Here is a 25,129-nt window from a genome sequence, read left to right as displayed (position 1 = left end):
CTTTACTACTGGCCGTTTTTTTGTCATGCTGCATCGCCGGCTAGAGCTGAGGGAGAGAAACTTAAGTTTTCCTGAGTCATCCCGGCTTTCCCCTTGTCGTAAGTGTGATGCTCTATTTCCCTCTCAATACGCCACTTGAGCATGGATATGGCCCACTCTGTTTCAACATCACCCTTGCAGTCCCAGCTATTGATAACGTCTCAAGGCCACTGGTTTTTTAGTGATCAACGCTTCCCTGTCCATAGTTCTGACCCCTGGTCATAGCCAAAGATCTCCGGTCGCAAATCAAACCGAGTAACCTTCAGGTTAGTAATTTTTACTATTTTCTGGGCACTATTGAGGGTGCAGGGATGCTTTCTTGTGCCATTGTTCTAAGGATCTGATGGTTGTTTCTGGCACCTCGTGAGCCCTTGCCAGTAACTGCCTAGTTTCTCTGCGCTCGTAACGTGGGTGCCAGTTCATATACTCTATCGCAACATCATTTTGTATCGTTTAACCCCCAGCAATGATACGCTGTGTATCCAAAAGGCCAATAACAATATGTTACGTGTCGTTGATACAAATGATACAAGCTATATTATTTGCTCGATGAGACGAAACTGGTTTGATCGGGCAAAAGAGTGCATGAAGCTGGCGGGCGTCTCCCAGGGGACGATCGCAGAAGCACTCGGATGCACCCGTGGCGCAGTTGGGCACTATCTGTCGGGAAGGCGTAACCCGACCTTGTCACAATTTGGAAACAATTGCCGGCTTGCTTCAGCTTGATCCGGGATGGCTGGCCTTCGGGACCCGGCGCAGTGGTGTGAAGGATGCAGCGGGAGAGTATCTGATTGATCCCTCGGTTCCCAGAGGCTTAGCCGTTCGCGGCACCACCGCCTCCGGCCCTGCTGGAGATCTGACGGCGGTACCTGAGACTCTCGAGGCATTCGCCCTAGTCGTGTCGGGCAGCAGGTGGGCGCCGCGATTTTATGAGGGTGAGATTGTATTACTCTCTTCTCACGGGGAGGCAGTACCGGGTGACGAGCTCTGGGTCAGCTATGGCGGCGGCCAGACGAATTTGCAGTCGTTGATCAGTTTTCAGGGGGATAAGGCGATCCTCGATAACCTAGCAAGCGAGAGAAAACGCATCGTTACACCAATGGCAGGGATTAAATCGATGCATCCGGTCCTGGCTGTTTACCGCGCAACGGCCTTGGCCTGCGTGGAAAATTAGGCTCTCAGTAGCCGCCCATACCCTCCGGCAAACATCTGCTCCGTGTCGTTGAAAGCTTACTGAGCAATAAGTGGATTCAAGTTGTAAGTGCATCACTCCCAGATCGCGTTTTACGGTCCGGCTAGATAGCCAGCGCTTCATCTTCTTGGCGTGATGCACTCGATAGGTATCCAGTATCAGAAATACCTTTCTCCGGTGTAGATTCAATCAGTACCCTTAGGAATTTGATCAGCACTTTCGCATTCATGGCTGGCTCATACAGCATGAAGCTGTACTTCACCCTGATTCGCAATGGCTGAAATCATATTCAGCGACACTCGCTTGGACGGGAACCGCTGTACTGGCGTTTGTCCTTGCGGAGCATGACAGCGACCATGCTGCGTGGTATTTTTTATACTCGTTTCATCACCCCGGAATATAGTGGCATTCTCTTTTTTAGCCCGCTCCTTAATGCCAGGATACTCATCTTTCAATCAGGCATCTATTTTTGCCTGGGATTTTTTCCCAGGCTTGCTTTGCTGGCTTTTGCGGTGTAAAAACCTAGCGATTAAGGCAGTCGGACATAGTCCGCACAGGGATGTTAACTCCCCAAAGCTGCTTAATAAGCTGGGCAATGGATCATCGAGTCCAAAGCGCAAAACCGTGTTTGTATTGATCCGGCATACGATCCCGAATCGCTTCAATGACTTTTTACTTCTGAGCTTCAATGCAGGCGACGGTGTGCATTTTTTGGTCCTCGCTTCACAATGGCCAGAATTTCTTTACCACCGGCACGATAGCGCTTATACCACTGTCCAGCCGTATTTGGATGAACATTCAATAAGCCGCCTGTTTCCTTAAAGCCCTTTCCTTGCAGGCGGAGCTGAACAGCTTGCTGTCTCAGGAGTTCTTGTTGCTCAGTGCTGAGCTTGCTTGCATCTACTTTCATACAAGCATTATATCAATATGTAAATGTCCGCCGGGTTAATAACTTAAAGGGGTCGAGTACTGCCAGCTTATTTGCAAAAGCCAATTTCCTCCATGCTTTTGAAAAAGCTTTTGGTGCGAAAAATGAGCACACAGTCACGAAAAAAAATAACCCACATATATTATGGGGCATATTATACAGTTCAAGTAGGGCACCGTTCTCTTGTAAAGAGCATTCGAGTGTTCATGTAAAGAGATTCTTGAAAGGGTAAGTGGGCCGCGTGATAAAAGCCATTTCTGCAAAAGGTCGCTTTTCACCCCAGGAGGCCGACCTTGAGCTTCCGGGTGTTGAGCCCGCTTTTATTCTTGATCGCTGGCATCGGCTAAGTGCGCCGAAGCCGCTTGACCGGGATAGGCTGGTCAGCCACTTCGCCCATCAAGTTGCCCGCACGCCTTCTGATCTGCTGACACACACGCGGCGGATTCTGTATCACATTGCAAAAAACGATAGCTCTGGTGTGCATGGGGCTCTGCTCGATCTCTATCTAGTACTTGGTGACAAAGGCTATGAATTACGCCGCCGTATGTACCACAAATCTCGCCTGTTTTTTTCCAGTGAGCAGAAAGAACACTTTGTCTTCTGTCAGCGATCAGGAATAGATCGCTCTCATCCGTTGCCGGCTTCCGCAGATTCAGTGTTGGGCGATTTTTTTAATGGTACGGGTCTGCTGGTGAGCCGACAGAGTAAAACCTTTCCTGTTCAACCATTGTCGCTACTGCAGGAGGCGCAAAGACTGCTCGAAGGTGACCAGTTTGATGATGCCCGAAAATTGCTGGAGGAGGGCGTTCTGGCCAATCCAATGGATGATGAGCTGAATAAAGTATTGCTGGAAATTTATTACCACACCCGAAATAAACAGGCGTTTATGGAAATGTGGCTGCAATTGGGTGGTGTGACAACGGCAATACCCGATCAGTGGGAAAAACTGGCCGGTTTTTTTACGGATAGTTAATCGATGATCGCGATGAATCGAGAGCCGTTGACGGTGGGTGTGCTGGGTTTTAATGAACGCTCACGCAGTATGTTCGAACTCTATTTTTCAGGCGAATGCCATAACCGCTATTTGCTGGTAAGATTGGAGGCAGCACAAGTCACTATTGCTGATCTTGACGCTGTGGATGGGCGGAAGATGCTTGATGAGTAGCTGAAATCCTATCCCAATCGTCCGATTGTTGCAGCGACGGTTCGTGATCTGGAGATTGATGGGGTGCAACTGCTGCACAAACCGATAAAGCTCGATTTACTCCAGAGAGCACTTGAACTTTTTCAGACCGAAATATCCCCTCCGGTTGCTGATGATCCAGGGCCTGACAGAGTGCATGCGAGAGAGAACCACATGATGTTTGATGTGCCTGCAATACGGGAGACGGTTTTTCAGCCAAAGAAGCGACTGCCTGTATCCTCTCCTGGTGGATTTGGCACTGCTGCAGATTTAATTCCACACGCTCCCGACAATCAGTCAAGTACCAAGACTACACTGAAGAGCGTGGTGTGCAACAACGCCCGCTATGGGCAATCGACAACCCGTCCTGCCATACGTGCCATTGAAGACAGATTACGTATTGCTCATGAAAGTTGCGGCAGTAGGAAAGATATCTCTCCTGAGAATATCGCGGCAAGAGCGCTGCTTGTTTATCAGCCGAAAAACTATATACAGGGTCAGTTTGAAGAGGCCCTGTCTGTTGCCAGGAAAGAAAACAGTGCTGTTGAACTGAGATTAAGAGGAGCCAAGAGTCTGATCATCCTGCCTGAGGCGAGGATGTCCATCGTCAACATCAGTGACGGACTGCTTCGGGCGCTCACCGTAAGGCCAATGCACCAAGGGATAGATTATGGCATTATCCGGCTCGCCGAAAGTGAAAAATCATTGGTTAATGAGGCCCGAGTGGAATTGATTTCACTGGAAACTGGCAATCTGGACTGCTCGTGGGCGTGTGCCGAAAGGTACCGATCTTGATCAGCCGGTGCGATTGATTCATTGGCCAAATTTTACCCGCTTGATGGTGCTTCCCGCTTTTATGCGTATCGCGGCATTCTGGTCAAAAGCCCCTCAATCACTGTTTGCAACAACCTCCTCCCTCTCTCTTGGTCAGCGGTATGTTTTTTCGTTTTACAGTGCGTGCTGTGCATTGAATCTTGCTTGTGTTGAGCGAAGACATTCTCCGGTACCTTCCGTGGCGCCTGCCGGGAGTATCAGACAGCGTTCGATATTTGGCCGAATTCTTGCCCATTTAACAGGCGCTGGATAATCAGCTGCAAGGTGATGAGAGATGTCTAATTATAAAATTATATTTACCGGTCCGGTTGGCGCAAGGAAGACAACGGCCATCAATGCAGTCAGTGACACCCCAGTGATTATGACAGACGAAGTAGCCAGTGATATGACCAGGACGAGAAAAAAGAGTACGACCGTTGCGATGGATTATGGCGTGATGAATCTGGGTTCCGGTGAACGGGTTCATCTTTATGGGACGCCCGGGCAGGAGCGCTTTAATTTTATGTGGGACCATTACTTACAGAAAGCGGCCTTGGCCTGATTCTGATGGTTGATAATACCCGCAAGGACCCGTTGCGTGATCTGCACTTCTTTCTGAAAGCATTCAAAGAATTTATCAGCCGCACGGCTGTTGTGATTAGTGTTACCCGAATGGATATCAAAAATAAGCCCGGTCTTGATGCCTATTACCAAGAGTTGGCTGAAAACCACTCTAGTCAGTTACCGCTGTTCGAAGTGGATGCAAGGCGGCATGCCGATGTATCCATGCTGGTACAGACACTTCTTTATTCATTGGATCCTGGGCTGCCTGAGTAATGTCGAATAATTACGTACTGCATAAGAACCTGTACATAAGACCAACGCCAAGTGGTGCATTTTATGCTGTTTCCAGTTCAAAACTGGATCCAACCCGAAAACTCATTTTCAGCCTGTTGCGGTATGAAGAAAATCCGGCATTAACGCTCCCGGGTTTGCTGCGCTGGAGCGGCAGTGAAACTGAAGAAGAGGCGTTGGAGCTACTCCACCGTGCGCAGCAGCTGGGCTGGATGGCAGCAGGAAAAATTCCGGAAAAACAGCCCGCTGGAACGGTTGAAAAAGTACTGCCTAAATTGCTGCCTCATCTCTCAGATACAGGGAAGGCGCTATTGGCCGATGACCATGGCTTTTATCTCGCCAGCCATGGCTATCCCCATGAGACGGCCGAGGAGTTATCCGCACTGAGTGCGGATTTGGCTTCTCTTTATGGGCGTCATGAGGGGTTCTCAAAAATAACCTGGGCCAACCGCTTCAGGCGTGGGGGTTAATGGATGCAGCAGGCAACAGCCAGCTTGGATTCTGGCCGCTCTATTTTGGAGAACAGCGGTTTGTTCTTGCACTTAACGGCCGTCCAAAATTTAATCAACCTGCTTTTAGGGACATGGTCTGGGTATTGGCTCAACGGTATGCCGATCCTAAACTGTTTTTGGAATTTGAACAAAACATGACGGCAGAGATTTGAATTTTAGATAGTTCGTAAGGAGTAAACCTCGATGCGTGAAGATATGCTTTCCTCCATTTTAAGTGATCTCAACGGTAGCTCGGCCGATATCGAAGCTTCCGGTGTTATCTCTACAGATGGTTTGATGATGGCCGCACTGCTGCCGGCGGGAATGGATGAGGACCGGGTTGGTGCCATGAGTGCCGCTATGCTCTCTCTGGGCGACAGAACGGCCAAGGAGTTGGCGCGTGGTGAACTGCAGCAGGTGCTGATAAAAGGTGATAATGGGTATGTGCTGATGACCCATGCCGGCTCAGAAGCCGTAGTCTCGGTGATGGCGAAATCCAGCGCCAAACTGGGCCTGATCTTCCTTGATGTGAAACGGGCGGCAAAAGCGGTCGCCAAGGTTATCTGACAGGCGTCAGAGGTGGATTCACCTTCAGTTTCGCCAAGGTGAAGAGCAGACCGGGGAGAGCAGATATGCAAGATATGGTACTGGCCGATATTTCTGGTGATTATCGGGAATCAACGCTGATCTTTTTTGATGGAACGAGCCGTCATGTTTTCTATACAGAGATCGAAAAGCCGTTTCCCGATGGAAAGTTGATTGTTTCAAGGACGGATACAAAAGGGATCATTACACACGCCAATCACTCCTTTGTTGAAATGTCCGGGTACTCGAAAGAGGAGTTGATCGGAGCACCGCACCATATTTTACGTCACCCCTTCATGCCGCCCGCCGCGTTCAAGGACCTCTAGGATACCATCGAGCAGGGAAAAAAGTGGCATGGTTATGTAAAAAATCTGAGAAAAATGGCGGCTACTACTGGGTCCATGCGGTGGTGATTGCAAATATCCGCAATGGGAAGATTACCGGTTACACATCGGTCAGGCGCAAGCCTTCCCGCCGAAAAGTGGATGAATGCACCAAGCTTTATCCAACCCTGTTTTAGTTTGTAGGGGTAAATTTATGTCCTATTTCTTCACTGTAAGTCCTGATTTTACACCGGATAAAATCTCCGGCTGGTATATCTTCAATACTTGGCTGCAACGGGCGATTGATGAAAATATACACCTGGAACTGTTCGATGGTTTTGACAGCCAGCGGAAGGTTATCCATAAGGGTGGGGTGGACCTGATCTTTGCAAATCCATTCGATGCCGCTGCCCTGATCAGGGAAAAAGGGTTTCGTGCGGTCGCCCGACCGAAGGGAAAAAGTGATGAAGCACTGATCGCTGTGGGTAATGACAATCCGGCGCAACGGATTGAAGATCTTACGCCAGACTTAAGAATCGCATCAGCAGATGATCCGGATGTGCACCTGATGGGTTTTATTATGCTGGAGCCTGCCGAACTGGATGCTACGAATACCACCAGAACTCTGTGCGATACCTATCCGCTGGTTGCAAAACGACTGATCCGGGGGGAGGTTGATGCAGGTTTTTTTCTGGCAGATGCCTTTGAAGGGCTTTCAGGTATTACACGTAAACGGTTACGGCCACTGGTCCGAAGCCAGATACACGTTATCTATCATGCCTTAAGGTCGGGCCAAGGCTTGCCCATCGTTGCAATGACATCCAGCGCTGCCTAGTTGGAATGGGAAAAGATGCAAAGGGTTCAGGTGTGTTGAAAAGCCTTGAATTCAAATCCTGGGATCCGGTCAAGGAAGAGGAGGCGGAGTTTATGATCGACCTGATGGAAACATTGACTTGGCAGCTATGATAAAAAGCGACTGATGTTCAGAAATGGGATAATCATGAGCCCTGTTTATTAAAATCATCAACCATGCTCCAGGCATGCTCAATATTCTCGGCCGTGCCTGTCAAGTGCAGTGATACTGATCCTGCGCAATCGTCAAGGCCGCCTGCGGCGATAGCGACTGCATCTATATCGAACAGGGTTTTCATTGCTTCAATTTCGCTGATGACGGTTGCATAGTCCTTCATAATCGGCATGTAGCCTACGGGTGATCCCATAAACCGGTCTATCCGGCCCTGACCAAGCAGTCCGCCTATATCGGGAATTGAGGGAATCAACTTCTGTAGCGAGATGGGAATTATCAGCTCAGCCCCCCGCCCCCGTGACATTACGATTGAGATTGCAGCACCGATGGTACCGCCCACGGGGGAGGCCATTAAGATACCGATGTTGCCATCCGAGTCCAGGGCGTTGGCGCCTTTGATATAGATATCATTGGCCGCAAATTCATTCAGCAGGTCGCCTGGCCAGCCCCGGCTTATCTCTCCCTTATTAAACAGGAATGCCCCCGGACCACGCCCATCGGCCGGTGTCTCTCCCAGCAGGGAATTTTTTATCCAGCCCACAGCAAATTCATCGCGTCCGGGATCTTCTCCCGTCAAGCTTTTTACCACATGGCGCGTGGTGCTCCCGCCGACAATCGCCATTCGCCGGGAAGCTGCCGCGCTCTTAACCTGAGGCAGCTGGCTGACGGCTTTGCCAATTAATCTACGCCCCGTTTCCTGCTGAATGACCACCACGGCTGTTGCAGTTTCGGAATCTACGTGCATTGAAATCTCCTGCATCATCTATTGACGCGGGTTGAGGATCTATCGGAATATTCTGCAATCAGAGTTACCATTTTTTCAGCATAAATTGTGTCATTCAGACTGCATGAGCTCGGCAGATTTGAGCAGTCGGAAAATCATATTGCGGCGCTCTCGGAGGTTACTGATTTCGGCATCAATCTCCTTGAGATCTTTCCGCACTTTTTTGCGGGCGATCTTCTCCTCAAGATAGATGAGAAGCCGCTCGGTGTCTTCAAACTCTTTCGCCAGCTCATCATAGTGGTTTTCAGTTTGCTGCAAGGCGCCTTCCAGCCCGGCGATATAGTTTGACAGATAGTCCTGCTCCAGCTCGGCAGGACAAATGCCATCGTATCTTTGCAAAAGTTCGCCATGTCGATAGGCATTGGAGGCAGAGCAGAAGCGACGTAACCCCTTGTATCTACCCGTCTCGTAGGTTGAAATATCGACTCTTACACCGTGCTCGGCACAGGCTTCGCGGTGCTGATCAAAGCGTGCCAGGGATCGTCCCTGTACACCATCGCTGAAGCCGATACCATACCAGTCTCCTTGTTGACACTCCTCCTTCGAGAGACTAGCGCAACCGCTGAGCAGAAAAGCAATAGCGAGGGTGGGTAGTTTGCGGACATATGTCTTCATATTTGTTGGCCTGTCTGAGGTTGAAGGCGTGCCAGTCCCGCTGGGAAACCAAATTCTGGGCCGGTATTGTTGCAGGAAAATCAGTTTCCGTATAGGGACAATCAAAAACGGCTCTTCCCCTAAATTGAGTGGGTAGATTAACGTGCCCCCTATGAGAGATAAAGATCTATACGCCCGGATCCTGGGTATCAAAAGCCCTTGGCAGATTAGCAGTGTAGAGTTGGCTCTGCCAGAGGGAGAGGTAACGGTACAGATTGAATAGGAGGCAGATTCAACCTGTGGGCGGATCTCTCACCGAGCTACGACTCACGCGAGCGCCGCTGGCGGCACCTGGATACCTACCAATGCAAAACTATTCTGGTAGCAGATTTGCCCAGGATGAAGTGTAAAGAACATGGGGTGGTCACCGTGTCAGCCCCCTGGGCGGAGCTAGGCTATGAATTTACTGCAATGTTTGAGGCGCTGGTGATCAACTGGTTGAAAGAGGCATCCATCTCGGCAGTCTCCCGATTGATGGGGCTGAGTTGGAATGCTATTGATGGAATTATGCAGCGAGCGGTTAAGCGAGGATTGGCACGTAGAACAGAGATCAGCCCAACACGTATAGGTGTTGATGAGACGGCCTTCAGATCATGTAACAGTCTTATCAGGCCAGGATGCAGGCACAGTGCTATACGTAGGTAGTGACCGCAAAAAGGCGATGCTCAAAGCATGGTACGAAGGTCTGACAGAGGGGCCGCGAGAAGCGATAAAGAGTGTCTCCATGGATATGTGGCCAATCTTTATCAAGAGCCTGTAAAGTTTTCTGTGTAACAGCCAAGGTTAAATATATACCGCTAAGCGTTCTATAGAGCCTGTCCTGAATTCTATGTAACTGCCTGTCCTCTCCCTTGTTTGAGTTTAATGATAGGCAGTTACACAGAATTTAGGTCTGTCTCTTTATCAATGCCACACGGGAAAGCCTTGAGCCCCTACCAAAAACTCTACCGGGCATTCTTAGAAAATTCCGGCCTTAGAGTGCTTCTCCCGGAATTCATCCGGCGTCAAGTTTTCCAATGATGGGGTCGAAATGTATTGTAATCATGGCGCCAGCTTTCAATCTTTATCTTGCGCATCTTAAAAACCAATGGGTATTTAAACATCCCTAAAACTCCCATTGAACGACTCAATAAACGCATTATCTGTTGGCTTTCCCTGCCGCGAAAAGTCTAATGTTACTTTATTCTCATACGCCCATTGATCAATGGCCTTCGAAATAAATTCGAGTTATAACTAAAAGTGTTGTTTGAAGGGAATTGAAAAAAAGCGGGGTATCTGGTTGATTTATTGTTGCGAGACATCAAAACAACCATTGGAGATACGCCACCATGAGTAAGAATAACGTTGTTAAGCTGGCAGTTCGAGATACGATTATCGATCCGCTGACAGAGTTGCCGAGAAGCGGTGCGGAGCAGTTGATCTACTAGGCGGTGAAGGCCGAGCTGCTGGAGCTGTTGGCGGAGCACGTCGAGCGACGGACAGAGGATGGCAAGGTGGGTGTGGTGCGTAATGGTCACCTGCCAGCTCGTAAACTGCAGACAGGATTGGGGCCGGTCACGGTCAAGATCCCCAAAATACGAGCGAAGACCGGCGAGCCGGTGACGTTCCGATCAGCTCTGGTGCCGCCGTATATACGCAAGACGAAGTCACTGGAAGCGGCGCTGCCGTGGCTCTACCTGAAGGGGATTTCCAGTGGAGAGATGGGTAAGCCCTGAAAGTGCTGGTGGGTCCGGATGCAACAGGCTTGTCGGCCGGCACGGTGTCGCGTCTGGGCAGAAGAATATCGGGGCTGGTGCGAAGAGCGTCTGGATAAGGGCCATTGGGTGTATGTGTGGGCAGACGGTGTCTACAACGGATTGAGAGCAGAGCAGACGAAGCTGTGTGCCCTGGTGGTGATCGGCGTGAATGAGCGTGGTGAGAAGCATTTTCTGGCAATTGAGGATGGTGTACGGGAGTCCACACAGAGCTGGCGGGAGGTACTGTTGAAACTGAAGTCACGCGGACTGACCCCGCCAAAATTGGCGATCGGTGACGGTGCCATGGGATTCTGGGCTGCGCTGGAGGAAGTGTATCCGGAGACGCGCCAGCAGTGCTGCTGGATGCACAAAACCATGAACGTGCTGAACTGCCTGCCAAGGTCAGCTCAGCCGAAAGCGAAGCAGGCACTGCACAACATCTGGCAGGCGGAGACCCAGGCCGATGCGGAAAAGGCCTTTGATCTGTTTATCAAAACGTATGAGCCAAAGTATCCGAAGGCTGCCATCTGTCTGCACAAAGACCGAGAGGAACTGATGGCTTTCTATCAATTTCCTGCGCAGCACTGGCAGAGCATTCGGACCAGCAATCCGATTGAATCCACCTTCGGGACAATCCGCCATCGAACCAAGCGTTCCAAGGGCTGCCTATCGCGTGACGGCATGCTACACATGATGTTCAAACTCGGCCGGTGTGCCGAGAAGACGTGGAGACGATTACGGGATTTCGATTACCTGGCGAAGGTGATAACCGGAATCAAATTTAACGAGGGTGTTGAGGTAGCAAGAGTCGATCAGGTCACCGCTTGATTCAACTGGCTAAACACCAGATTTGACTATAACTCATGACGGTGATGTGATGGCGGGTAACATGATGTTTGATGACGCCGGTGAAGGTCTTGATGCCTTCATGGCCAAGCGCAAACCCGCCTGGAAACATCAGTAACGCCGCGTCATGTACCAACTACACTCTAGACTCAAGGCCGATACCTTTACTGTCTGTCATCTGACACTCCGTCTGCTTGACGACAACCGCTTCCCCTGGTTTATCCTTGTTCCCTGCCGTGAGGATATGACAGAGATTCACCAACTGAGTGAGAAAGATCAGCAGCTTATCCGGGAGTCCAGTCAGGTTTCAGCGGCATTGAATGTGATCTGCTCCCCTGACAAGATAAACATCGCCGCCCTTGGCAATCTGGTACCCCAACTGCATTGGCATGTTGTTGCACGCAGCCGTGATGATGCCTGCTGGCCCGGCCCAGTCTGGGGCTGTGGTGAGGCACAGCACTATACCGACCAAGCGGCAACCAGACTCAAAGAGAGGATGAAACAGCTTGTGAAACCAGAAGGCACCCAACCATGAAACAAGACTCCCTCGAACAGCTGAACCAACGCCTGCTGGCCTTTGCGCGCAGCAGAGAGTGGGAGCAGTTTCACTCACCCAAGAACCTCTCCATGGCACTGATTGCCGAATGCGCTGAACTGATAGAGCACTTTCAGTGGCTCACCGAAGAGCAGAGCATGCATCTGCCGGCAGAGAAAAAAGAGGAGGTCGCACTGGAGATGGCGGATATCCTGATCTACCTCATTCGTGCCGCAGAGAGGCTGGATATTGATCTCATCGAAACCGCTAACAAAAAGATTGAAATCAATGAAGCGCGCTACCCCGCGGAAAAAGTGACCGGTGATGCCCGCCGCGCTTCAGAATACGAATAGCCATTTTGCTATCTAGTCGCCCCTGAAGTATCAGGCCGGGAATCTGGTTTCTTGAACCTTTCAGATCTGATTCTCTGCCCATTGTCCGGAATAATCATACGATTTCCCGCTAACCTTGTCCAAGCACAATAAAACCAAGCTAACAACTCGGCTAAATTATATCCTGCTGCTGCCAAAACCACATCAGCTTCATTACCATATTCAGCTTTAAGGTAGTTTCGATTTAGCCTATTGTCTGATTTAAGGTGCCCAATAACCGGCTCGATAGCGGTTCGGCACTTCATCCACTTTCGGGTTGACCGAGTCGCCATCTTAGGGAGCCCGCCACAGAGCTTAACGTCAATTTCATCGCCTACGCGGTGCCCAGAGTAGTCCTGATGCACAATATGCATTCTTGAGTTTTCGGCTGCTCAAACTCTCCGCTTGTTCAAGTGGCCGCCAAGAGTGTATGCACATCATAAGGATTACCCGTCAAACGCCATGCGCCAACTAACCATCTGACTTTGGATCCGTTCACAAATGAGGGCTTATTGCCAAACACGTAACACCTGTGCACTTTTTACCTTTGGCAATGCATTCCTCTTCTGCTGCATGCACGCTGTAAAGCTTATTTTTGTCTTGTCGTTGTGGTGCCAAGTAAATGGTTAGCGCGTGCAAGTAACGCCGTGAGTTCACCATCTCTATACAGTGTCTTACGCCCAATGTCTCTCATCACTCGGCCCAAGTACGTTTTGAGTTTTCCAGTCTGCCTCGCTGAACGCTTTATCTGCTGAGCATGAGAATATCGTCCTTGCATGATCAAGGCGTTCTTTCCTACCTTGATATGGCTCTGGCGTCATTTGATGCCTCTCTTTTGAGCCGCAGACACCAATAGGTCACGCATTTTACGGTAGAGCTTTGCATCTGTTGTAAAGGTGATGGTCTTCTCTTGAACGGTGGTGTCCACATTGACGTCCTCTAATTCACGCAAGCTCATTGCTTTAGAGAGCCTCTAAAAGCCCTCCAAAATTAGCGATAATAGTAACAAATTCAACTAACCATTGATAAAAACCATGCAGCCAAGTTTTTTTGATCATCAAGACCGACTTGAGCTCCTTGAGCAACTGTGAGACCCGCTGCCAAAGCTGGAAAGGACCGTAGACTAGGAGGTTTTTCGGGCGTTGCTGGGCTCAATTTATAAAAACAGTGGTCCCAGTAAAGGTGGGCGCCCACCTTACGATGCGGTACTGATGTTCAATCTGTCCGATGATCAAACAAAGCTCCAAATACGGGCTCGCTATAGCTTTTGTCATTTTCTTGGGCTGAGCTCGGAAGGTAAGATACCCGATGCTAAAATAGTTTGGGTATATCGTGAACGCCTGAAAGAACCGGGCCTTGCTGACAAACTCTTTTCAGAGCTGTTGATCCAGATTGATGCAGCAGGCTTCAGTGTTCGCAAGGGACAGATTGTAGATGCCGCTATCGTTCCAGTACCCAGGCAACATAATACGCGAGAAGAAAATAGGCAGATCAAAGCCGGGGATAGCACTGAGATATGGAGTGATAACAAACGCCGCCAGAAGAATGTTGAAGCCCACTGGAACCATGAAGCATGGCAAAACCCACTATGGGTACAAAAACCACATCAGCATAGACCGGAAGCACAGGGTCATTCGCAAGTACGCCATCACATCAGCTAAAGTTCACGATAGTCAGGTCTTCGAGGAACGGCAGGATGAGAACAACAGTAATGGCAATGTCTGGGCCGATTCTGCTTCTTGAACGCCCAAATCACCCGCAGCCGACACTAACCAGAATCCCCTGAGTCTGGCCCTGATGGAACTGGCTGATACTCACCGCCAGCCACTACCTGCGTGACCGTGTCTGCGCTGGATCGATGTCATCGCCCGCTGGGGCCACAGCCAATCGGCCATCATTCTGTCCGAAACCAACAGCGACGATGGCTTTAAGCTGATCGACAAAGTAAGAGAGAGCTTCCTCGAAGAGAGCCTGCCGGAACAATCCTCTGATAAATCCCTCGGGTTTAATGGCAAAAGGGCAACGATGCCCGCCTGTTGATGAAGCAGGCTGCAGAGGCCATGGCTCATTTGAAAGAGCAGCTCGAATCCAGATCGTTCTGGAAAATCGATCGGGTGATAGAAGAGCGCAACATTCTGGTACGAGAGCTAACTCACAGCTACTGTCTGCTGACCGAATTTTTTCAGAGATTATGCAGATAGCAAAATCATCAATCCTGGGGAGAAAACTCTATGCCGTACTGGAAAAACGCCCCGGAAAAATAGACAGCATCAATCCCGGGATTGCAAATAATCTGGTCGAGATTCGGCTCTCACTGCACTATACCCACGCCCGGGACGATAGCCACGCCTAGTTTCTTTTTCTGAACGAAGTGGATGATGAGGAGACGGCACTGGTCACTAGCCCGCTCGAGACCTGACTGAAATGCTCACCTAGTGCCAACACAATAAGTTGTTGGGCCAAACGACCATCGTCAGAGACGAGCTCCAGGCGCCGCTTAATGTCCTGCGAAATCATTATGTCCCGCCTGATGAGATGGACGTCCTCATGGAACAGCTGGCGGCACCACCTTATGCGATCTTATGTGCTCTGTTTATCAATACCGGCATAGATCCCATGCCCCATCTGGCGAAGCTCGGCAAACAGCTGGCCAGTGACCGCAGCGACCCTCTGAGCTTCGCATCTGCCCATACCTCCCTGGTCGAGAGTGTTGAACAACTGATTACCACCAGTTCGGGCGAACTAATATTGCGCCTGGGGTACCTACGGACTGCTCGACAGCCTTTGCCATTTTCTCCGCCTTACGCAACAGGCCCCTGAAGCAGAGCCCGCTCCCCCTGTCACCGCTCACTCTCTCTCTTCAGTGCGGGAAGGCAGTGCAACAAAACGTGTAGAACAGCTGTTTAATGATGTCAGCCACAATTTCTCAACAAATGGGGTAGGTCCTGACAGCCTCTATTCTTCTGCAGGCTGATGACAAGCATTACCTGATACAGCAACAGGAAGAGCACTTCTCATTCTTCCCTGTTGAGTCATGGGATGGGCTGCTCGAAGTGCTGGCGGAACCCCAAACCCATTACCGAACAGTAACCATAGACCGCGCAACCCTGAGCGATACCCCTCTACCGGCAGCCATCATATCGTGATCATGATTGCTTCATCTGGCAGAGGCCATTTTGAAACGATGTAGATGAATGACCTCTGTTGGGGGTAGACTGCACAGATTAGCCAACTTCAATCTGGAGCAATCACGATGCACCCCTCTCCCCGTTATCTTCTTTGGCTCATTATTCTGCTTCTGGGCTCTGGCAGCATACTCTCGGCATGTGGCCAGAAAGGCGATCTTTACCTGCCTGACTCCAGTATCGAAACAGAAGAAGACGGAAAAAAGAAGCAATAAAAATCTATTTATGCTCTCCACTATCTAACTATGATGGCCAAATTCACTAAGATGCACGGCCTAGGCAATGATTTTGTAATGATCAACGCCATTGATCAGGCGATACAGCTCACCGACGAGCAGTGCCGGTTTATCGCTGACCGCCACTTCGGTATAGGTTGCGACCAGATCTTGCTGGTAGAAGCCCCGCGGACAGCCTCAACGGATTTCCATTACCGCATCTTCAACGCCGATGGCTCCGAAGTGGAACAGTGTGGCAACGGTGCTCGCTGCTTCGCCAACTTTGTGCGTGACCGGGGACTCACCGACAAAAAGATAATAAATGTCGGCACCCGCTCTGGAGAGATCCAGCTTCGTGTCCAGAAAAAGGGGATGGTCAGGGTTAATATGGGCTCTCCCTCCCTGGAACCGGGGCAGATCCCCTTTGACGCTGAGACAAAAGCCATCACCTATCCCATTAAAGTCGCGGGAGAAAGGCTCACCATCGCAGCGATATCAATGGGAAATCCCCATGCCGTGTTACAGGTTGAGAATGTGGACACAGCCCCGGTGGAGCAGCTTGGCCCACTGCTTGAACGTCATCCACGATTTCCCCGGCGGGTTAATGTAGGATTTATGGAAATCTGCTCCCGGGAACAGATCCGGCTGCGGGTCTTTGAGCGGGGAACAGGTGAAACACTGGCCTGTGGTACCGGTGCCTGTGCCGCCGTTGTGGCGGGCCAGCTCCAGAGCTTGCTCGGACCACGGGTCGAGGTATCACTGCCAGGAGGTAATCTTGTGGTAGAGTGGGGAGGCAACAGTGAGCCCGTTTGGATGAGCGGTCCCACCGTTCGTGTCTTTGAAGGAACTATAGAATTATGAACGCCCATTCCGAAGCAGCCATCACGGCCCAAGACCCTGAACAGATCGTGATCCAGTACCTGGAGTCTCACCCTGACTTTTTTAAACATCACTCAACATTGCTGGAGAGACTAGAGCTGGCCCATCAAAGCGGCGGCGCTGTCTCGCTGATAGAGCGCCAAGTCGCTTCATTGCGAGAACAGTCCAACGGCTACAAGCAACGGCTTGAAGAGTTTATTGCGGTCGCGCGGGAGAATGAGCTGCTCAACGACAGACTCCATGATCTCACTCTAACCCTGATCGATAACATTGAGTTTGACGAGGTACTCAACACCCTTCAGGACAAACTTCATGATGATTTTCAGGCGGAAGCCGTGGAGTTACACCTGTTCTCTGCCGGAGAGGCAGACCAGGAGAGCAATCCCGACCTGGATGGCTTCAGCGATTTTCTCGACCGGGGCACACCCGAGTGTGGGCGCCTCACCAAACAACAATTAACCTATCTGTTCGGCCTCCAGGCAGAGGATATCCAATCCACAGCCTTGATTCCGATCCTGGGCGAGGGACTGCTGGGAATACTCGCCATCGGCAGCCACAGTGAACACCGCTTCCATCCGGGCATGGGCACAGACTACCTGACTCGCCTGGGTGAAATCGTCAGTAAAACCCTGGAGGTGATTTCGGAACCCGGATTCTGATGCAAGCCGAGGAGGCACTTATTGAATGGATCGGTCGCTTTCTTGATCATCTGCGATACGAGCGTCAGCTCTCGTCCAATACCCTCAGCAACTATAGCCGTGATCTTCAACGTATTCAGAATTGGTCTGCAGAGCAAAAGCTGCGCAGCTGGAGCCACCTGACACCTCACCAGATACGCGCCTACGTCTCACAGCGCCACCGCAGTGGCATCTCAGGAAAAAGTCTGCAGAGGGAACTCTCCTCTCTGCGCAGCTTTTTCAACTATCTGCTGCGTGAAGGCGAAGCTGATAATAGTCCCGCACAAGGCATCCGTGCCCCCAAAACGACCCGAAAGCTACCACCGACACTGGATGCCGATCAGATCAGTGCATTGCTGGAGACGGCATCATCAGATGACCCTCTGGAGATACGTGATCTCGCTATGATTGAGCTTTTCTATTCATCCGGTTTGCGGCTGAGTGAACTGGTCTCGATCAATCTGGGTGATATCGATCGGGAAGATGCCACCCTGGTGGTAACCGGAAAGAGCAATAAATCTCGGAAGGTGCCGGTGGGAAGGAAGGCTCTGGAGGCCCTGGAAGCCTGGGAAAAAGTACGCCACCTGCTGGCCCAGGCGGCCGAGTCTGCTCTTTTTGTCAGCAAACGAGGCTCACGAATCCACCCGAGAACCATAGAGCAGCGCCTCAAACGGTGGGCAGTGAAACAGGGGGCTAATCGCAATATCCACCCCCACATGCTGCGGCATTCGTTCGCCAGTCATCTGCTGGAGTCATCTGGCGATCTTCGTGCCGTGCAGGAGCTACTGGGCCATGCCGATATCAGCACCACCCAGATCTACACCCATCTAGACTTCCAGCACTTAGCACTGGTCTACGACAACGCCCATCCCAGAGCAAAAAAGAAAAAAACGAAATAGATCGAAACCGGACCGGAGTACTGTTACACCATGCAACATGGTGCTCTTGGACATAGCTATCATACCCGGCGTGATACCAGAAGGCTTGCAACGTCCCTGTCGCTCAATCACCGCAGGATTACATCAACATCGCCCAGATCAGGGTTAACGCCGGTAATAACGCTGAGAACCACAATTCCGGCAACAACGCATGAAGTACAAACATATCCAAACAGACGGGTTGTCTCACTCAAATGTGGAAATTCCCTTTCCTACCGCTTGGCTGTGTTTTATTGTTTTAGGTATTTCAGGCTGACTCTAAAGATACAATTAACAGATTGATTAATATTGTTATTTATCTATCGCAACAGCGGCTAAAGCAAAAAATGAGAGTGTTCCCACTGCAATTACCTCATAATATATAAGTTAGAAAATGCACTTGTCAAGGAAAAACAGAAGTAAATCTTGTCGCTTTGCTTACTCTCCGCCGCGCAGCTTCCGAAAACCGAAACACCTCAGGCTACTTGAAATTCCGGCTTAGCCCCCCATCTAGACTCAGTTAGAATGCGCAGTTTACAAATAGCTGAGGAGTCACAAGCATGGAGCCACTCAGGGGCACGACAATTCTCTCTGTCCGGCGTAACGGCAAGGTGGTGATCGGTGGCGACGGCCAAGTCTCCATGGGTAACACCGTGATGAAAGGCAATGCCCGTAAAGTACGCCGGCTGTACAAAAAACAGGTGCTGGCCGGTTTTGCCGGTGCCACTGCAGATGCCTTCACGCTGTTCGAGCGATTTGAAGGCAAGCTGGAGAAACACCACGGGCACCTTACCCGTTCCGCCGTCGAGCTGGCCAAGGATTGGCGCACAGACCGTTCGCTGCGGCGGCTGGAAGCACTGCTGGTAGTGGCAGACAAAACCGCCTCGCTGATCATTACCGGCACTGGCGATGTGATTGAGCCGGAGGAGAGCCTAATGGCGATCGGTTCCGGCGGGCCTTTTGCCCAAGCTGCCGCCCGCGCCCTGTTACAGAATACAGAACTGGATGCCCGGTCGATTGTCGAGAAAGGCCTCGGTATCGCCGCTGACATCTGTGTCTACACCAATCATAATCTGACCATCGAGGAACTGGACACCTAAAGAGCCTATCCGGGAATAGGCTCCTAGACGTGTGCGCCGCCTGCTATGTCTGAAATTACCCCCCAAGAGATCGTTCGCGAACTGGACAAACATATTATCGGCCAGGCTGCCGCCAAACGTTCGGTGGCCATCGCTCTGCGCAACCGCTGGCGTCGCGCCCAGGTCTCCGGTGAGCTGCGCGATGAGATAACACCGAAAAACATCCTGATGATCGGCCCAACCGGTGTCGGAAAGACTGAAATCGCCCGTCGCCTGGCAAAGCTGGCCAATGCCCCTTTCATCAAGATCGAAGCGACTAAGTTTACCGAAGTTGGCTATGTTGGCCGCGATGTTGAGTCGATCATTCGTGATCTTGCTGACTCTGCCATGAAAATGGTACGCGAGCAGGCACTGGGGGAAATCCAGCCCAAGGCGGCTGAAGCCGCCGAAGAGCGGGTGCTGGATGTGCTGTTACCCCGGCCCAACGCCGACAGCTGGGAGTCTGACAGCAATACCCCGGTCCGGGATGACTCTTCCACCCGTGAGAAACTTCTTCAAAAAATCCGCAATGGAGAGATGGATGAGAAGGAGATAGAGATAGAGATCTCCAATGCCACGCTGGGTGTTGAGATCATGGCACCGCCGGGGATGGAGGAGATGACCAATCAACTCCAGGGGCTGTTTCAGAACATGGGCAACAATCGCACACGTAAGCGAAAACTGCCGATCAAAGACGCCTTGAAGCTACTCCAGGACGAAGAGGCGGCAAGGCGCATCAATGACGAAGACCTAAAATTGCACGCCCTCGAAATGGTGGAACAAAACGGTATCGTGTTCCTGGATGAGCTGGACAAGGTGGCCAACCGCGGCGAGTATGGCGGCCCCGATGTATCGCGTGAAGGGGTCCAGCGTGATCTGCTACCACTGGTTGAAGGCTGCACCGTCTCGACCAAACAGGGAATGGTTAAAACCGACCATATCCTGTTCATCGCCTCTGGCGCATTCCATCTGGCCAAGCCTTCTGACCTGATTCCCGAACTCCAGGGCAGGCTACCTATCCGCGTTGAACTGGATGCCTTGAGCAGTGAGGATTTCGTGCGCATTCTGACTGAGCCCAACGCATCCCTGACCGATCAGTACAAAGCACTGATGAAGACGGAGGATGTTAATCTGCAGTTCACCGATGATGGGATTGTGCGTATTGCCGAAATCGCTTGGCAGGTCAACGAACACACCGAAAATATCGGTGCTCGCCGACTGCATACGGTCATGGAGAGACTGCTCGAGAGTATCTCTTACACCGCTACCGAGGTCCCCGGCTCCACGGTGACCATTAATGCTGAGTATGTTGACAACAATCTCTCTGAACTGGCCGCTAACGAAGACCTTAGCCGGTTTATCCTCTAACCTGGCGGGTTCTCAATATTTGCTGTCAGCACGCTGTGAACCAGACGGATAAATACAACTTTTAGGAGTTAGAACATGTCTCAACACGCCCCGACCGAACTGAACTTGCATCGCCAGTCCCGTGTACTGGAGATCTCTTTTGCCGATGGCGCCAACTTCAACCTGCCATGTGAATACCTGAGGGTCTTCTCCCCTTCCGCTGAGGTGCAGGGGCATGGCCCGGGCCAGGGGACGCTGCAAATAGGCAAAGAGGATGTCAACGTCGATCAGATCGACCCGGTAGGCAACTATGCCGTCTGCCTGCATTTCGATGATGGGCATAATACCGGCATTTACTCCTGGGACACCCTCTATCAGCTCGGAGCAAGGCGCAAAGAGAACTGGAAGGAGTACCTAGCCAAGCTGGAAGCGGCTGGCCATAAGCATAAGGAGTCCAACTAACACCCGTCCAGGAACAATAGCGCTCGCTAAGACGCTAAGCTCGCAACGCTGTTATTTATTGTTATAAAACAGTATTCTTGGCCTTTACCTACATGGATGCAGATAAAAAGCGTGAGTTGTGAGCCGAAACTTAACGAGAAAACAGGATCATCTCCTGGCTGCCAATCACCATATGCCCACTCAGAGTACCCCTGAGAACAGATTGGCGTTGTTCTTTTCGCATCTTTTTTAACCCCCAGCTATTAAAACTCTGCGCTCTCTGCGGTACTCTCCCCCTCTGCAATCGAATAATTCAATAGTAGGGTTTCGCCATGACGGATAAAGGCACCACACACTTCGGCTATGAAACAGTGGAGACCGGAAAGAAAGTCGAACGGGTACGTGAAGTATTTGACTCGGTAGCCACCCGTTATGACCTGATGAACGACTTGATGTCATTTGGCATTCACCGCCTCTGGAAGCGTTTTGCAGTTGAACTGGCAGACATCCGCAGAGGTCAGGCTATTCTTGATCTGGCATCGGGTACCGGTGATCTTGCCACCCATTTCGCCAGCCTGGTCGGCCCCGAAGGCTTGGTGGTAATGACCGATATCAACGCCGCCATGCTGGAACAGGGGCGGATGCGCATGACAGACGAAGGCTTGGTGGGAAATGTAGCCTATACCCAGGTCAATGCGGAGAATATCCCGTTTCCCAATAACAGCTTCGACGGTATTACCATCGCTTTCGGCCTGCGCAACGTCACCGACAAACAACAGGCTCTGAACGAAATGCAGCGTGTACTCAAGCCTGGCGGCCGAGCACTTGTCCTGGAGTTCTCTCACCCAAAGGGCGCCCCATTGAAAGTCGCCTACGATATCTACTCATTCAAGCTGCTGCCGCTGATCGGCAAAATAGTGACCAAGGATGCCGAAAGCTACCGCTACCTTGCCGAATCGATTCGCATGCACCCTGACCAGGAGACGCTGAAAGAGATGATGGAGCAGGCCGGACTAGAGCGCTGTGACTTTCACAATCTCACCGGTGGCATTGTTGCCGTGCACCGCGGCTTCAAATTCTAACCGAAATGAGTATTTCAGCAATCGCTATTGCCGGCCTGGAAGAGGCCTTCAACCGCTATATCGCGCTCGACCAGGCTGCGGCGGAACAGCTGTTGCAGCTGCATGGTCAGGTTATTGCCTTTGATGTCGTCGGTCTGGGACTGGCACTCTATCTCATTCCGGGACCCGGAGGTCTGCAGATTCTCAGCGAGTATGAGGGCACACCCGACTGTCGTTTGCGTGGAACCCCAATAGCACTGGCGCACATGGGCAACCTGCAGGCAAACTCTGAGCAGCTTTTTTCCGGCACTGTCGAGATCAGCGGTGACACCGAACTGGCACACCAGTTTGGCAAGATCATCGGTGGAATGGAGGGCGACTGGGAGGAGCTGCTGTCACACTACACCGGCGATATCGTCGCCCATGAAGTGGGAAAACTATTCCGCAGTACCGGCCATTGGGGCCGCCGGAGCATGGATACCTTAGGACTAGATGTCCAGGAATATCTACATGAAGAGCTGCGCCTGCTCCCCGTCAAGCTGGAGATCGAGGCATTCATGAACGATGTCGATACACTGCGGGATGATGGGGAACGACTCCAGGCCCGAACAGACCGTCTGAAGAGAATGGCCCACGAAAACAAACAAGGGGAGTCCAAGTGATCCGACCTACGGAAGCGCTTCGCCTACTGCATATCAACTGGGTTCTGCTGCGCCATGGACTAGATGAGGTGATCCTTGTCACCCATCTGTTCCGGCCGTTTCGTTTTATCCTCTACCTCTCGCCCTGGTACTGGCTAAGGCGCAACAAACTGCCTGCCTATCCGGTGCGCATGCGTCGGGCACTGGAGGATCTTGGCCCCATCTTTGTCAAATTCGGCCAGATACTCTCAACCCGCCGCGACCTGCTGCCGGATGATATTGCAGATGAGTTGGCCCTGCTGCAGGATGCCGTGCCTCCTTTCCCGGGCACTGAAGCACGAAAAATCATAGAACAGGCCTTTGGCCACCCGATTGAGGAACTGCTGGATGAGTTCGACGAAACACCTCTTGCCTCCGCCTCTATTGCGCAAGTCCATACCGCGCGGCTAAAAACAGGCAAAGAAGTCATTGTAAAAGTCCTGAGGCCCGGTATTGAAAAAGTGATCAGCCGGGATGTCAGCCTGCTCTACCTCATCGCCGGGCTGGCCAGCCACTACTGGAAAGAGGGCAAGCGACTGCGGCCTCTGGATATTGTAGAAGACTACGAAAAGACTATTTTTGACGAGCTCGACATGCAACGGGAAGCGGCCAACGCCGCTCAATTGCGCCGTAACTGGGAAGGCAGCGACATTCTGTTCGTGCCAGAGATCTACTGGGACTACACTCGGAAAAATGTCTTGGTGATGGAGCGAATCCACGGTACGCCGGTGGGTAACATCGCAGCCCTCAAGGCCCAGGGCATCAACATGAAACAGCTGGGCGAGCAAGGTGTTGAAATCTTCTTTACCCAGGTATTCCGAGACAATTTTTTCCATGCGGATATGCACCCAGGAAATATTTTTGTTGAACCCAGCGGCCGCTATATCGCCGTGGATTTTGGTATTGTCGGCTCCCTCTCAACCGATGACCAACGCTATCTGGCGGAGAACCTGCTTGCCTTCTTCAACCGCGACTATTACCGGGTGGCAGAGCTGCATGTGGAATCGGGCTGGGTCCCAAAAGGAACCCGGATTGAAGAGTTCGAGTCAGCTATCCGTTCGGTCTGCGAGCCGATTTTCAACAAGCCTCTGAGCGAGATCTCTTTCGGCCACTTCCTGCTCAATCTGTTTCAGACCGCCCGCCGCTTCGACATGGAGGTGCAACCTCAGCTGGTACTGCTGCAGAAAACACTGCTCTACATTGAAGGCCTGGGCCGCCAGCTCTATCCTGAACTCGACCTCTGGTCCACCGCCAAGCCCTACATAGAGCACTGGATGAAAGAGCAGGTGGGCCCCAAAGCCCTTGCCCGGAAGCTGAAAAAGAACCTGCCTCAGATGACCGAATATGCGGCGGATATACCGCTACTGGCACACAAGGTACTGAGTGATGCCGCCGATGGACGGCTGGAGATTAACTGGAAATCCGATGACCTGAAGCAACTGTGGGAAGATTTGAAAGTGGGTCGGCAAAATACAGTAACCGCTATCAGCGGTGCCTCTATGCTGATTTCAGGTGCCCTGCTGTTGACCCTCGGGCCAAGCATTCTTCTCCCTGCATCCATTGTCACTACCGTTGGCCTGGGATTGGGGGGCATAGGTGGACTGATGCTGGCTCAAGCCCTGTTGAAAAGCTGAACAGTTTTACATGCATCCACTCCTCTTCATGTTTTATGGTTATTATCTCAGAATTCAGAGTACCCGTATAATCACATTTTACATTGGATTTTGTTGCAATAACGTCACGCCCCTCTCCCTCAGAGAGGCATTACATAGTTGCAACATCAATACAAAATTACCATGGGGGGCATCCACGTTGGCTTGATGATAGAGCTATCTAATCGCCCTTGAATTATTTATAACTACACGGCAAACAGGACCAATAAGCTATTTATGATGGAACGGTTCGCAAGAGCTAATATTGAGTCAAATTATTCTTGACAGGCGGTATGTACGCCACGTAATCGGCAGCCACGATGGATTGGGGCAGCATGGCTAGAATCCACGGCATATCAGCTGCTTGCGTGGGTTGTTGATGGCTTCCGGCATCCCCAAAGAGGCCCAAAACCGTTTTGGTATCGGGTACCCTCCCGGCTCAGCACAAGAAAATGACAAAAACTATAGCGACCCCGTATTTGGAACTCTGTTTGATCATCGGACAGATTGGACAAATGCTGTAGGAGAAATGCCTTGAACATCAGTACCGCATCGTAAGGTGGACACTCACCTTTACTGGGGTCACTGTTTTTAT

34 protein-coding genes and 6 pseudogenes are annotated in these 25,129 nt (G+C 51.3%); 32 read left to right on the top strand and 8 right to left on the bottom strand.

Annotation, left to right across the window (positions count from 1 at the left end; all coding sequences use genetic code 11):
• The first annotated feature begins 540 nt into the window (after positions 1-540).
• Together MN084_RS19030 and MN084_RS00790 are read left to right on the top strand one after the other, a co-directional pair.
• The gene (locus MN084_RS19030) at positions 541-765 is read left to right on the top strand and encodes a helix-turn-helix domain-containing protein (RefSeq protein ID WP_445083930.1); all 225 of its coding nucleotides are present in this window, start codon (positions 541-543) and stop codon (positions 763-765) included.
• Complete coding sequence (locus MN084_RS00790) at positions 752-1,213, top strand: hypothetical protein (RefSeq protein WP_330178259.1); 462 nt, start codon at positions 752-754, stop codon at positions 1,211-1,213. The genes MN084_RS19030 and MN084_RS00790 overlap by 14 nt, the downstream gene beginning before the upstream one ends.
• 121 nt (positions 1,214-1,334) lie before the next feature.
• Here the strand turns inward: MN084_RS00790 and MN084_RS00785 are convergent, their stop codons facing one another.
• Both MN084_RS00785 and MN084_RS00780 read right to left on the bottom strand, forming a co-directional pair.
• Positions 1,335-1,478 carry a hypothetical protein gene (locus MN084_RS00785; protein WP_241085252.1) on the bottom strand — a complete coding sequence of 48 codons (144 nt, stop codon included), beginning with the start codon at positions 1,476-1,478 and terminating at the stop codon, positions 1,335-1,337.
• A 438-nt stretch (positions 1,479-1,916) separates the two neighbouring features.
• Entirely contained in the window at positions 1,917-2,141 is a 225-nt protein-coding gene (locus MN084_RS00780) for a helix-turn-helix domain-containing protein (protein WP_241085253.1), read from the bottom strand.
• Between the two features lie 259 nt (positions 2,142-2,400).
• Here MN084_RS00780 and MN084_RS00775 point away from each other — a divergent pair, with 259 nt between their 5' ends.
• From MN084_RS00775 to MN084_RS00730, 10 genes and pseudogenes are all read left to right on the top strand, one after another.
• Positions 2,401-3,132 carry a type IV pilus assembly protein FimV gene (locus tag MN084_RS00775; protein ID WP_241085254.1) on the top strand — a complete coding sequence of 244 codons (732 nt, stop codon included), beginning with the start codon at positions 2,401-2,403 and terminating at the stop codon, positions 3,130-3,132.
• A 12-nt stretch (positions 3,133-3,144) separates the two neighbouring features.
• Entirely contained in the window at positions 3,145-3,324 is a 180-nt protein-coding gene (locus tag MN084_RS00770) for a hypothetical protein (RefSeq protein WP_241085255.1), read from the top strand.
• 63 nt (positions 3,325-3,387) lie between these two features.
• Positions 3,388-4,137, top strand: a complete 750-nt coding sequence (locus MN084_RS00765) for a hypothetical protein (protein ID WP_241085256.1) — start codon at positions 3,388-3,390, stop codon at positions 4,135-4,137.
• A 313-nt stretch (positions 4,138-4,450) separates the two neighbouring features.
• Positions 4,451-4,992 (top strand): annotated as a pseudogene (locus MN084_RS00760) (GTP-binding protein).
• Positions 4,992-5,480: a roadblock/LC7 domain-containing protein gene (locus MN084_RS00755; RefSeq protein WP_330178258.1), complete on the top strand. Its 489-nt coding sequence runs from the start codon at positions 4,992-4,994 to the stop codon at positions 5,478-5,480. The pseudogene MN084_RS00760 and the gene MN084_RS00755 overlap by 1 nt, the downstream one beginning before the upstream one ends.
• Positions 5,480-5,674 carry a hypothetical protein gene (locus tag MN084_RS00750; RefSeq protein ID WP_241085258.1) on the top strand — a complete coding sequence of 65 codons (195 nt, stop codon included), beginning with the start codon at positions 5,480-5,482 and terminating at the stop codon, positions 5,672-5,674. Before MN084_RS00755 ends, MN084_RS00750 begins: the two co-directional genes overlap by 1 nt.
• A gap of 31 nt (positions 5,675-5,705) precedes the next feature.
• Entirely contained in the window at positions 5,706-6,068 is a 363-nt protein-coding gene (locus MN084_RS00745; RefSeq protein WP_241085259.1) for a roadblock/LC7 domain-containing protein, read from the top strand.
• A gap of 65 nt (positions 6,069-6,133) precedes the next feature.
• Positions 6,134-6,606: pseudogene (locus MN084_RS00740) on the top strand (PAS domain-containing protein).
• A 17-nt stretch (positions 6,607-6,623) separates the two neighbouring features.
• A complete protein-coding gene (locus MN084_RS00735) occupies positions 6,624-7,244 on the top strand; it encodes a PhnD/SsuA/transferrin family substrate-binding protein (RefSeq protein WP_320416341.1) in 621 nt (206 codons plus the stop codon).
• A 5-nt stretch (positions 7,245-7,249) separates the two neighbouring features.
• Complete coding sequence (locus MN084_RS00730; RefSeq protein WP_330178257.1) at positions 7,250-7,375, top strand: hypothetical protein; 126 nt, start codon at positions 7,250-7,252, stop codon at positions 7,373-7,375.
• A gap of 32 nt (positions 7,376-7,407) precedes the next feature.
• On the opposite strand, the gene MN084_RS00725 is transcribed toward MN084_RS00730, so the two are convergent.
• Together MN084_RS00725 and MN084_RS00720 are read right to left on the bottom strand one after the other, a co-directional pair.
• On the bottom strand, positions 7,408-8,181 hold the full coding sequence (locus tag MN084_RS00725) for a hypothetical protein (RefSeq protein ID WP_241085260.1): 774 nt from the start codon (positions 8,179-8,181) through the stop codon (positions 7,408-7,410).
• 90 nt (positions 8,182-8,271) lie between these two features.
• Entirely contained in the window at positions 8,272-8,835 is a 564-nt protein-coding gene (locus MN084_RS00720) for a DUF2799 domain-containing protein (RefSeq protein ID WP_241085261.1), read from the bottom strand.
• Positions 8,836-9,093: 258 nt separating this feature from the next.
• Between MN084_RS00720 and MN084_RS19025 the strand changes: the two are divergent.
• From MN084_RS19025 to MN084_RS00710, 3 genes and pseudogenes are all read left to right on the top strand, one after another.
• Positions 9,094-9,189 (top strand): annotated as a pseudogene (locus MN084_RS19025) (hypothetical protein); the annotation flags it as partial.
• A 24-nt stretch (positions 9,190-9,213) separates the two neighbouring features.
• Positions 9,214-9,519, top strand: a complete 306-nt coding sequence (locus MN084_RS00715; RefSeq protein ID WP_241085262.1) for a helix-turn-helix domain-containing protein — start codon at positions 9,214-9,216, stop codon at positions 9,517-9,519.
• A complete protein-coding gene (locus MN084_RS00710; protein ID WP_241085263.1) occupies positions 9,449-9,634 on the top strand; it encodes a transposase in 186 nt (61 codons plus the stop codon). Before MN084_RS00715 ends, MN084_RS00710 begins: the two co-directional genes overlap by 71 nt.
• A gap of 197 nt (positions 9,635-9,831) precedes the next feature.
• Here MN084_RS00710 and MN084_RS00705 read toward each other — a convergent pair.
• Positions 9,832-10,098, bottom strand: a pseudogene (locus tag MN084_RS00705) (integrase core domain-containing protein); the annotation flags it as partial.
• Between the two features lie 104 nt (positions 10,099-10,202).
• Between MN084_RS00705 and MN084_RS00700 the strand changes: the two are divergent.
• From MN084_RS00700 to MN084_RS19020, 6 genes and pseudogenes are all read left to right on the top strand, one after another.
• Positions 10,203-11,438 (top strand): annotated as a pseudogene (locus tag MN084_RS00700) (IS256 family transposase).
• A gap of 37 nt (positions 11,439-11,475) precedes the next feature.
• Positions 11,476-11,574 (top strand): annotated as a pseudogene (locus MN084_RS00695) (enoyl-CoA hydratase); the annotation flags it as partial.
• Between the two features lie 9 nt (positions 11,575-11,583).
• Entirely contained in the window at positions 11,584-11,991 is a 408-nt protein-coding gene (locus MN084_RS00690; RefSeq protein ID WP_241085264.1) for an HIT domain-containing protein, read from the top strand.
• A complete protein-coding gene (locus MN084_RS00685) occupies positions 11,988-12,344 on the top strand; it encodes a nucleotide pyrophosphohydrolase (protein ID WP_241085265.1) in 357 nt (118 codons plus the stop codon). Before MN084_RS00690 ends, MN084_RS00685 begins: the two co-directional genes overlap by 4 nt.
• A gap of 1,229 nt (positions 12,345-13,573) precedes the next feature.
• Complete coding sequence (locus tag MN084_RS00680; RefSeq protein ID WP_330178256.1) at positions 13,574-14,023, top strand: transposase; 450 nt, start codon at positions 13,574-13,576, stop codon at positions 14,021-14,023.
• On the top strand, positions 13,968-14,105 hold the full coding sequence (locus tag MN084_RS19020) for a hypothetical protein (RefSeq protein WP_445083929.1): 138 nt from the start codon (positions 13,968-13,970) through the stop codon (positions 14,103-14,105). The genes MN084_RS00680 and MN084_RS19020 overlap by 56 nt, the downstream gene beginning before the upstream one ends.
• Positions 14,106-14,189: 84 nt before the next feature.
• Here the strand turns inward: MN084_RS19020 and MN084_RS00675 are convergent, their stop codons facing one another.
• On the bottom strand, positions 14,190-14,345 hold the full coding sequence (locus tag MN084_RS00675) for a hypothetical protein (protein ID WP_241085268.1): 156 nt from the start codon (positions 14,343-14,345) through the stop codon (positions 14,190-14,192).
• Positions 14,346-14,553: 208 nt separating this feature from the next.
• Between MN084_RS00675 and MN084_RS00670 the strand changes: the two genes are divergently transcribed.
• Entirely contained in the window at positions 14,554-14,715 is a 162-nt protein-coding gene (locus MN084_RS00670) for a class I adenylate cyclase (protein WP_241085269.1), read from the top strand.
• Positions 14,716-14,942: 227 nt separating this feature from the next.
• On the opposite strand, the gene MN084_RS00665 is transcribed toward MN084_RS00670, so the two are convergent.
• Complete coding sequence (locus MN084_RS00665; RefSeq protein ID WP_241085270.1) at positions 14,943-15,080, bottom strand: hypothetical protein; 138 nt, start codon at positions 15,078-15,080, stop codon at positions 14,943-14,945.
• A gap of 535 nt (positions 15,081-15,615) precedes the next feature.
• Between MN084_RS00665 and lptM the strand changes: the two genes are divergently transcribed.
• The 10 genes from lptM to ubiB all read left to right on the top strand — a co-directional run bounded on the left by lptM (position 15,616) and on the right by ubiB (position 24,516).
• Positions 15,616-15,762 (top strand): LPS translocon maturation chaperone LptM, encoded by a 147-nt coding sequence (gene lptM / locus MN084_RS00660; RefSeq protein WP_241085271.1) that lies wholly within the window; start codon positions 15,616-15,618, stop codon positions 15,760-15,762.
• Positions 15,763-15,792: 30 nt separating this feature from the next.
• Positions 15,793-16,623, top strand: a complete 831-nt coding sequence (gene dapF / locus MN084_RS00655; RefSeq protein ID WP_241085272.1) for a diaminopimelate epimerase — start codon at positions 15,793-15,795, stop codon at positions 16,621-16,623.
• Positions 16,620-17,300, top strand: coding sequence for a DUF484 family protein (locus MN084_RS00650; protein ID WP_241085273.1), 681 nt, complete (start codon positions 16,620-16,622; stop codon positions 17,298-17,300). Before dapF ends, MN084_RS00650 begins: the two co-directional genes overlap by 4 nt.
• Positions 17,300-18,217, top strand: coding sequence for a tyrosine recombinase XerC (xerC, locus tag MN084_RS00645; RefSeq protein ID WP_241085274.1), 918 nt, complete (start codon positions 17,300-17,302; stop codon positions 18,215-18,217). The genes MN084_RS00650 and xerC overlap by 1 nt, the downstream gene beginning before the upstream one ends.
• 578 nt (positions 18,218-18,795) lie before the next feature.
• Positions 18,796-19,335 (top strand): ATP-dependent protease subunit HslV, encoded by a 540-nt coding sequence (gene hslV / locus MN084_RS00640; protein WP_241085275.1) that lies wholly within the window; start codon positions 18,796-18,798, stop codon positions 19,333-19,335.
• A 45-nt stretch (positions 19,336-19,380) separates the two neighbouring features.
• Positions 19,381-20,721 (top strand): ATP-dependent protease ATPase subunit HslU, encoded by a 1,341-nt coding sequence (hslU, locus tag MN084_RS00635; protein WP_241085276.1) that lies wholly within the window; start codon positions 19,381-19,383, stop codon positions 20,719-20,721.
• A gap of 75 nt (positions 20,722-20,796) precedes the next feature.
• Positions 20,797-21,162 carry a gamma-butyrobetaine hydroxylase-like domain-containing protein gene (locus MN084_RS00630; protein ID WP_241085277.1) on the top strand — a complete coding sequence of 122 codons (366 nt, stop codon included), beginning with the start codon at positions 20,797-20,799 and terminating at the stop codon, positions 21,160-21,162.
• A gap of 311 nt (positions 21,163-21,473) precedes the next feature.
• Positions 21,474-22,223 (top strand): bifunctional demethylmenaquinone methyltransferase/2-methoxy-6-polyprenyl-1,4-benzoquinol methylase UbiE, encoded by a 750-nt coding sequence (gene ubiE / locus MN084_RS00625; RefSeq protein WP_241085278.1) that lies wholly within the window; start codon positions 21,474-21,476, stop codon positions 22,221-22,223.
• Between the two features lie 5 nt (positions 22,224-22,228).
• On the top strand, positions 22,229-22,864 hold the full coding sequence (locus MN084_RS00620; protein WP_241085279.1) for a ubiquinone biosynthesis accessory factor UbiJ: 636 nt from the start codon (positions 22,229-22,231) through the stop codon (positions 22,862-22,864).
• Entirely contained in the window at positions 22,861-24,516 is a 1,656-nt protein-coding gene (ubiB, locus tag MN084_RS00615) for a ubiquinone biosynthesis regulatory protein kinase UbiB (protein ID WP_241085280.1), read from the top strand. The genes MN084_RS00620 and ubiB overlap by 4 nt, the downstream gene beginning before the upstream one ends.
• A gap of 374 nt (positions 24,517-24,890) precedes the next feature.
• Here ubiB and MN084_RS00610 read toward each other — a convergent pair whose 3' ends face one another.
• On the bottom strand, positions 24,891-25,076 hold the full coding sequence (locus MN084_RS00610) for a transposase (RefSeq protein ID WP_330178255.1): 186 nt from the start codon (positions 25,074-25,076) through the stop codon (positions 24,891-24,893).
• Positions 25,077-25,129 lie beyond the last annotated feature (53 nt).

The sequence above is a fragment of the Candidatus Vondammii sp. HM_W22 genome (assembly GCF_022530855.2).
GTDB lineage: Bacteria > Pseudomonadota > Gammaproteobacteria > Chromatiales > Chromatiaceae > Vondammii.
This window is presented reverse-complemented; position numbering and strand designations above follow the sequence as displayed.